The sequence below is a fragment of the Kocuria dechangensis genome (assembly GCF_014636775.1).
Lineage (GTDB): Bacteria > Actinomycetota > Actinomycetes > Actinomycetales > Micrococcaceae > Kocuria > Kocuria dechangensis.
Genome location: NZ_BMEQ01000053.1, coordinates 1 through 8242 on the forward strand (window position 1 = coordinate 1; position 8242 = coordinate 8242).

Consider the following 8242-nt stretch of genomic DNA (forward strand, 5'->3'; position numbering starts at 1 on the left):
CAGCGCCTGACCATCCCAAGAATCACGCGTTGACCGCGTTACACCCCGCAAATGGACTTGACCACCGGAGCCAGGCGGTGTGCCCGGACCCGCACCCAAGCTCCGGGGGCAGGTCCCGCCAGCGGCACCCGGTATGGAGGACAAACAGGATCCCCTCCAGCGCAGCCCGGTCATCAATCCGAGGCCGCCCACCGGGACCCCGTGCGGGTGGGGCTCGGGGATGAACGGGGCGATCAGCTCCCACAGGTGGTCATCGACCATCCACTGGTGCTTCCGCGTGGCCATACAGGCATGGTCAGCCACTCGGACGAAGACGGGCAACGACCGGCCGAGTTATGAGATCAAGTGTAAGTGAGCGGTAGGCTCATCATTTTGCCGAACGGATGACCACTTGGAACGTATTTTGGGGCATAGGAAATTCGCATCGAATTTTGAATAATCGGTTATTTCAACTATCGGCATACTTCTGTGGCAAATATCTACTACTCGACAGACTCGATGGATTCTATATCTCGTGGAATTGCAAAAATCCCGCATTCATGAGGAGGTGTACGCGAAGGTGGGGGTGTGAATCCGGCAGGCCAGGTTGTGCTTTCGTCATGGCAGGCGCCTTCAAGATTGGCCCCCTGAACCGATGAGCCCGAAAAATCTACGCCGAACAGTTTTGCACCTGAGAATGTGGCCCCTTCAAGCCGGGCCCCCGAGAGGTTGGCAGGGACAAAGGGCAGTTGTTGACTGCTTTCATCACCTTTCGGACCCAGATCTTTTTTCCATCCGTTGAGTGAGGAGTACGACAGGTCGGCTCCGCGGAGGTCAGCCCCCCTCATGTCGGCACCGGAGAAGAGTGATCTACTAAGATTGGCCATCCTGAGGCTGGCAGAGGAAAGGTTGGTATTTGAAAAGTCAGCCTCGAATAGAATGAGGCCGTTCAGGCTCTGGCCACTTATGTCAAAATCAGAAAATTGTCTAAGCAGGTTGTCTGGAGAAGATTTTTCCCGGATAAATCGCACATTCTCCTGTCGTTCCGCCTGGGTGGCCAGCTGGCGTTCAACATTTTGTGAATTAATCTCACGTTGTTGCTCGATAGAATTTTGGAAACTAAGCAACAGGAGGGACAAAAAGACTGCTATTATTACTTCCTTAAACCACCACGGGGGATCCTTGAGGAAAGTCTTCCAGGATCCTTTGGTGTATTTCTTCACGCTTCCCCCTACGTGACATGTAGCTATATATGCTTCAGATTTTTATAATATTCATATCTAATTAATTCTTGGGATTAAATTGCAGGACCCCCTCAGGGTCGAAGGGATAAGCTAGCAGTGACATGTCCCCTATGCCTGAGCGATTGGTGGCGGTTGGTGGCGCTTGAGGGCGATTGGGGGGATTGGGGCGATTGGGGCGATTGGGGCGATTGGGGCGATTAATTTGTCATTCGGCACCCAAGAAAAATTTTCATTCATCTATGAATTTCAATTGGCGGATAGTAGGTTGCATAACACTAGTCTTCCAAAATATGTCTATTCTGCTTTCATCGATTGGAGGTTGTGCAATAGGGATCCACAACCCGGTCTACAGGTACGTCCTGCTGATCGTCGACACCTGGTCAGTGTGGATTCCATTCTGACCGCTCGGCATGCCTTGATCTAGTTATGGAAGGACATGACATTATTGCCATGGGATGAGGCACTCCAAGACGGAAGCCGATCGCCCGGCTGGTGCTCGGTACCATTATCTCTCGGGGGGACGTTGTGTGGCCGCTGTAGAACTCCAAGTTTCAGGCCATCTCCCGCTCTCGTATCGCCGACGCCTTCTGCGGGCCTGTCAGCAAGGGAGATGTTTTGATTGCAAATATTTCCGAGAGGGGCTTCTAGGTTCTGTGGTGTGCCGTGGAAGCATCGTGGGGATATAAGGCAGTCGTGGACATGAAACAGCATGCCGTCACCGTAGGAGAGATGATGCGGGGATTCGGCCTGGACGACTACATCCGCTGGTGACCGGTCAGCGGCCTTGACGATGTCGACCTGACCGAGCATCATAAAAACTGTTTATCGCTAATGACCTCTAACGACACCCATGGTTTCCGAAAGCACTGCAAGATCTATTTACACCTAGTCTCATAACTCATTCGACTGCGCCAGGCGAATGAGTTATGAGACTAGGTGTAAAGCTCGCTGAGGCCGAGACCTATCTCCTGCGCGTCGTGGAAAGCCCTGCTCGATTCCGGGGCCAGGACGAGTACAACGTCGCAGCCGCTGTTCAGGCGTGCCGTCAGGCCGCTGGCAGCTGGGAACTGAAAAGTCTAGGTGTTGTGGTCCTGTGGGGGCCGGCGTGCCGGCCCCCACAGGACCACTAATCACCAGTGTTGCAGTGACCTCAAGAGCGGACCAAACTTCTGGTGTCTTCACAAACTGATGAGGGCGTGACTGAAGGGTGCTCTCCTGTTTTCCACGGGTCGCGCCACCGTGCTGTTCACCTCAGGCAGATGACACCCTTGCGGTTACCGAGTTGATGGCCGTTCAGGAAGCCGCCGACGAAACCCCGTTCCGAGCAGAATCCCTGGGCGGCACGGGCAGCCTGGGCCCATCCCACACGATTCGTGTCCTCCACGGGCCAGCCCGTGTCCAAGAGCTGCCCCTTGGTGGCATCGAACCATTGCGCATCACGGGCTCCCACACACACGACGCCTCTGCGGTTGCCGAGTTGGTGGCCGTTCAGGAAGCCGCCCACATAGTCCCGTTCCGAGCAGAATCCCTGGGCGGCACGGGCAGCCTGGGCCCATCCCACACTGTTCGTGTCATCGACGGGCCAGCCCGTGTCGGAGAGTTGACCCTTGGTGGCATCGAGCCCTCGTGCGTCCTGCGCATCCGTGCAGATCACACCTTTGCGGTTGCCGAGTTGATGGCCGTTCAGGAACCCGCCCACATAACCCCGGTCCCCGCAAAATCCCTGAGCGGCACGTCCCGCCTGAGCCCACCCGACGCTGTCCGTGTTACCCACGGGCCAGCCCGTGTCCAATAGCTGGCCATTGGTGGCGTCGAACCACCGCGACGCGGCGGCCGCAGGCGATGCCCCTGCCACGAGGGCCAGTACTACCAGAAGACCTGCGTATACACTTCGCAACTTCTTCACTTGTTTTCCTCAATTCAGAGCAATAACACCGTGGACGACGGGCATGATCCAGCCACTAACGCATCCCATTGGGATCATCGCGGCGCCCGTCGTTGTGAGGCAATCGACAACGCTGGCGAAGATGGGTCATCCATTCCCCGGATTGCACGGGTCGATTGTTGGACGATCAGCTCAAGCGCCCAGACGCTACGGGCCGGGCCTAAGGACTTTCAGTTTCCTCCGCCGCCAAATACCTACGGGGGCGTTCGCCCTAGTCAGAAGCCCAATCGTTATGCATGGGCATGTGGGGCGAGGTTATGTGACATCCACTGGTCGCCGCATGAAGCTCCCCTTGAGAGGGGTTTCCACAGTTCCTCCGGGGCAGTCGCCGGGCGCAGATGACGACGATCGCCAAGGTGGTCACAGCGGTGATCGTGGTGGCGCTGCGGTCGTAGCGCACGGCCAGTGTCGACGACGGAACACCCGTCGCCAGGAGATGGGACCTTCAACGACCCAGCGCTACCGGCCGAGGCATTCACTGGGATCCACGCCGATCCGGGCGATCCAGGCGGTGATCCCGCGCCGACGCAGGTAGCGACGCACCCTCCGGAAGGCCCACGGCCTTGTCCGCGCGCAGCGTCCCCGACCCGCGCCGAGGACGCCCCTGACTTCTGCCCTTGATCGGGGCCAGCCCATCCAGGATCGGCCTCACCAGCTTGGAGTCGTGGCGGGTGGCTCCGGTGATCGCCACCACCCGTGGCAGCTCGTCGGCCGTGACCAGCAGGTGGTACTTGATGCCTTTCAGGCCAGCTGCTCCGACCGGGCCGGGGCCGACCACCCCGCCGAAGACACCACGGTCAGTCCGACGAAGGGTCACATCCGGAGTGATCGCCCCTACAGCCCCATCACCAAACAGGCTGCAGAACCATCCTCACAGCCAGTTCAAGCACGAGGACGGCCTCCAGGCGACCTCGGGGAGGGTGCCGTGCTCGTTCCTGGCCCATTGCAGGGCACAGGTTGGATCGGCGCACAAGAAGCGGGACACTGTGCCGCGCCCACAAGAGCCGGCAGGCCCCGATAGAAACCCTCAGAGGGGGTCCCACAGATCCCCGGTTGGGTGCCGTGTCGTAGTAGAGGAATAATACGACACGCCATGCACCCCGTGATGCCGCCCCCCGCTCGCTGCCGGGCCTATCGTGACCGAGAACGCGGTGGAGCTCTCCGCTGGGTGCAGGGTCGTCCGGGCGGGCGGCCCGGCAACCGCGGCGATCACCCGCGGCCTGAGCTTGAGCTGACCACGGCGTGGTGATCGCACCTCGCGCGAAGGAGTGCTGCACGTGGCTTTGCCGCCGACACCGACCGTGATCCCGCTGGACGAGGCGGTGGAGCGCTACCTGGAGTCCTGCCGGCGCAGGGCGGCGATCCGCCGGCTGTCGGCGGCCACGGTGACCAACTACACGGTGGACCTGCACCGCTTCCTCGAACTCCTTCCTCAGGCCGGTGAGCACACCACCGAGTCGGTCACCGGCGCCCACGTCGACGAGGCGCTGCTGGCCTACGCCAACACCGCCGACCACCGCACCAAACCCGCCCCGGGCGAGGTGGGGGGTGATCTGCGGAAGCGCATGGCAACCACGGACGAGGAGGCCAAGGCCCCGGGCTCGACCCTGCGGATGCGCCGGAGCCTCTCGCGGTTCTTCGCCTACTGCGTGGAGCAGTCCTGGGCCACGGTCTCCCCGATGCGCACCTCCGAGATGGAGCCCAAGGACGAGGGGAAACTGCGGGTGGAGCGCACCTCCCTGGACCTCGACCAGGCGAAGGCGCTGCTGACCCACGGGCCCGGGGACGCGGCCACGAACCCGCACCACGACAGGGATGCCATCGCCCTGGGGCTCATGGGGGTCCTCGGGTTGCGCGCGGGGGAGATCGTGGCCCTCGACATTGACCACGTCGCCCGCTTCGCCCCCAACAACTCGGGGTCGGTGCAGATCTACGGCAAGGGCCGCACCTGGCGCACCGTGCCCCTCCCACCCTGGCTGGAGGACCTCATCGTGGCCTACCGGGCACAGCTGGGCACCGGCGCCCCGGCCCCGCTGCTGCTCTCCCCCACCGGGCGCCGGCTGGCGGTGCGCGACGTCGAACGGCTGCTGGAGCGCGCGGTCAAGCGCACCAGGGCGGCGGATCCGGCCCGGGCGCGGGCGGTGGTCCCGCACGGGTTGCGCCACACCGCCGCGACCCTGATGCTGGCCGAGGGCTGGGACGTGAAGGTCGTCGCCCAGATGCTGGGCCACACCACGGTGCACACCACCAGCAAGTACCTCGACGAGCTGCCCGGAGAGCTCTCCGTGGCGATCAACGCCCACCCCCTCACCCCGGTCCAGACTTAGTGCTCTGTTCTCTAAAGGAACGGTGGATCGATGGCCAGGTGAGGCGAATCATGGTGGTGGAGGTTCTGCCATGGCCGCACTGTTGTTCGCCCGTCCACCGCCGGATGCGGAGGAGAAGCGCAAGATCCGCAAGCTGGCTGGGGCCCGTCACGCCCCGACGGACTGGGTGTTGCGGGTCCGGATGATCACTGCCACCGTGGCCGGGCAGACCGTGGTGGGCCTGCGCCTGGCCGTGGACCCGGACACAGCACTGCCGCCGGACCCACACAGGTGGTGAGGCTCGGCACCTGATATTCGATCACCGCAATATGCACAACGACTTGGGCAAAGACCTATCACCGACATGGCCTCCTGCTCCATTCTGGAGACGGCGTGCACGGCGCTCGAAGTCCACGCATCGCGTGGTGGACTGGCCCACCACGACCGGCGAAGAAATAGGAGGGGTAAGCCATGACCGACTCGATGGATGAGGGACGATGGGGCCGAGAGGCCCAGGAGTTCGACAGCGCCGTTGAGTATGAGGTCGTCGACTCTGACGATGACGACGACGATGATGAGTCGCCCGAGACCTTCTGATCCGCTGGCACGATGACGCCTTCCAGCGTGGCGACCCTGCTCGCCTTCTTGTTTCTCGTCGCTCCGGGTCTGCTCGCCGACCTACTGGAGGCCCGGCGCCGGACCGGCTCCCCCGAGTCGGCATTCCGAGAGGTCAGCCGCGTAGCCCTGTTCTCCCTAGTCTGTTCGCTGATCGGCGCGCTGGTAGTCGGCGCCGTCCTCGCGCTGCCGAGTGAGCGGATCGGGTTCGCTCCGCTGGAGGCGGTCACTGATTCTCAATACGCACTGGACAACTTCTTGTGGTCCGCGGCCGCAGTGATCGCCATCTCAGCAGTGGGGTGCGCTGTCGCGGTGGGGATCCAGCGACTGCGTTTCGGTTCACTGCGCCAGAAAATCCGGCCTGGTTCCGCCTGGGCGACCGAGTTCGAGACCCCGAGAAAGGGAAAGGCGGCCCGCTCCGTTCTCCAGGTCGAACTGCTCACCGGGGAACGCTACATCGGCGTACTGGCCGGATTCAGCCACAACATCCCCCAGGACGAGCGCGAATTGTCCTTGAAACAGCCGCTGTGGGTGCAGCGCCCTTCCTCTGAAAAGCCGAGCAAAATTCCCGAACGCTACGGCATCATCATTCTCCGGGGGGACCAGGTCAAGACGATTGCAGCTCCTCTCCGTGACACCAGGACTGAAGCAAGAAGTCACGGGAAGCGCCAGACCAGGCAGCAAACCAAGCTATCCGGGTAGGTGGAGGACCGGGATGCTCCACACGCATAGAGTCTGAAGACCTTGACCGCCTGTCACCCGTGTGACATGGGCGGATGAAGTTTTTGGTAGCGCGCGCCCGAAAACCCCGATTCGTCCGCACACATGTCGGAGTATGGGAGTCGGGACTGCCGCACGGATAGGTGGCACCCTGACCTGCCACCTATCCGTGCGGCAGTCCCAAACGAGGAGCATGTTCACCATCACCGGGCGGGCATTGCTTAACGGCTGGTTCCTCCTGCCGCCGGAGGGCAGCAAGTGAAACCAGCTCCGCTCCCACTGATCATCGGTGAGCACCGCGGCACGGGACACGTCCCCTATGTCGCCGCACCGCTTACACAACTATGGGGCCCGCATCAAGGACACAAGTGCTTGCACCCGTGGACGTGCCGTCGATCGTGGAAAAAAATCCTGCATCAACGTAGACCCATTGCCCCTGCTCTGCTCGCCAGAAGTGGTTATATACCCTAATTTGAATCGGCCCAGTTCCCACAGGAATAGCCGCTGAGGCGCTGTAGGTCGGAATACCGTCGGGGTCGGCCCAAGGGCCAGCGGTGATATAAACCTGATCGGCCGTATTACTGTGCTGGGGGCTCCAGTAATTACTTTCCCACTGATTAGTGGCGACATTGAAGCTTTGCACCTCGAATTGCCATAGTACCGGACCAGTAACCGGAACATTGGTTGGCGCATCAACGATGACCGTGTTAAAAACGCACGTCATGGCATTCGGCCTGTCGTACGGAGAGGCCGCCAAGGCCTCTGACGGGCCAAGGGCAACTGCCGTCAGGGCAAACGCAGTAGCACCAAGGCCAGCAAGGATTCTTTGGCGAACGGTTTTCATGACATGACATCCTTGAAGTTGTGGCGATCGCTTCAGAGTCCGACGAACACGCAATCTTATTGTGGGACCCTCTTCACCGCAGAGCAACACCGCCTGTGAAAGTTCATCTTTTTGAAACCTTTACCCGCGAGTTTCAATGAATGGGCAATCGAGTGCGTTTATATCTATCGCTAAGACAGGGGTCAACTGCCAGTAAACGAGCTAGCCAGAGGCAGTTATTGCATCTGCACCCCGCTATCTTATGCTTAATCAATGCATACGTAAGCGTTTGCTTCTGAAGGCCATCCGGACGTAATGCTCTCACCTTGAGAGCTGTCCTTCTAGACTTCGGAGGCGCCACCGCCGACGCAGGGCGGCCCGGGAGTGCCCGGCGGTGCGCAGCCGGGCACCCGCGTAGGAGACCCCGCCGCTCGCCCGGGCGGCGACGGCCGCCCACACGCACACCGACCGCTCCAGCACCCACAGGGGAGCCCACAGGGCGGCACTGCCCGGATAGACCGCCGCGCCCCCGCACCGGCGCCGCCCGGCCTCGGCCAGCCCGCACACCGCCACGCCCGCGGCGACCAGCCGGCCCGGACGCCGCGCGGCC

7 protein-coding genes and 2 pseudogenes are annotated in these 8242 nt (G+C 61.6%); 4 read left to right on the plus strand and 5 right to left on the minus strand.

The genetic code is table 11. The features are described 5' to 3' along the window. Positions 1 to 64 precede the first annotated feature (64 nt). The 3 genes and pseudogenes from IEW07_RS20320 to IEW07_RS20330 form a co-directional block, all read right to left on the minus strand. Positions 65 to 261, minus strand: a pseudogene (locus IEW07_RS20320) (transposase); the annotation flags it as partial. Positions 262 to 482: 221 nt separating this feature from the next. Further along, positions 483 to 1202: a pentapeptide repeat-containing protein gene (locus IEW07_RS20325; RefSeq protein WP_188540562.1), complete on the minus strand. Its 720-nt coding sequence runs from the start codon at positions 1200 to 1202 to the stop codon at positions 483 to 485. 1267 nt (positions 1203 to 2469) lie between these two features. Further along, on the minus strand, positions 2470 to 3129 hold the full coding sequence (locus IEW07_RS20330; protein ID WP_188540564.1) for a hypothetical protein: 660 nt from the start codon (positions 3127 to 3129) through the stop codon (positions 2470 to 2472). A 1316-nt stretch (positions 3130 to 4445) separates the two neighbouring features. On the opposite strand from IEW07_RS20330, the gene IEW07_RS20335 reads away from it, so the two are divergent. From IEW07_RS20335 to IEW07_RS20345, 4 genes are all read left to right on the plus strand, one after another. Continuing rightward, positions 4446 to 5495, plus strand: a complete 1050-nt coding sequence (locus IEW07_RS20335; protein ID WP_229742020.1) for a tyrosine-type recombinase/integrase — start codon at positions 4446 to 4448, stop codon at positions 5493 to 5495. A 70-nt stretch (positions 5496 to 5565) separates the two neighbouring features. After that, the gene (locus tag IEW07_RS20340; RefSeq protein ID WP_188540568.1) at positions 5566 to 5772 is read left to right on the plus strand and encodes a hypothetical protein; all 207 of its coding nucleotides are present in this window, start codon (positions 5566 to 5568) and stop codon (positions 5770 to 5772) included. A gap of 173 nt (positions 5773 to 5945) precedes the next feature. Then, positions 5946 to 6071: a hypothetical protein gene (locus IEW07_RS21565; protein WP_268235558.1), complete on the plus strand. Its 126-nt coding sequence runs from the start codon at positions 5946 to 5948 to the stop codon at positions 6069 to 6071. Positions 6072 to 6098: 27 nt separating this feature from the next. After that, positions 6099 to 6791 (plus strand): DUF6338 family protein, encoded by a 693-nt coding sequence (locus tag IEW07_RS20345; RefSeq protein ID WP_188540570.1) that lies wholly within the window; start codon positions 6099 to 6101, stop codon positions 6789 to 6791. 352 nt (positions 6792 to 7143) lie between these two features. Here IEW07_RS20345 and IEW07_RS20350 read toward each other — a convergent pair whose 3' ends face one another. Together IEW07_RS20350 and IEW07_RS20355 are read right to left on the minus strand one after the other, a co-directional pair. Further along, on the minus strand, positions 7144 to 7653 hold the full coding sequence (locus IEW07_RS20350) for a hypothetical protein (RefSeq protein WP_188540572.1): 510 nt from the start codon (positions 7651 to 7653) through the stop codon (positions 7144 to 7146). A gap of 300 nt (positions 7654 to 7953) precedes the next feature. Then, positions 7954 to 8242: pseudogene (locus IEW07_RS20355) on the minus strand (glycosyltransferase family 2 protein); the annotation flags it as partial.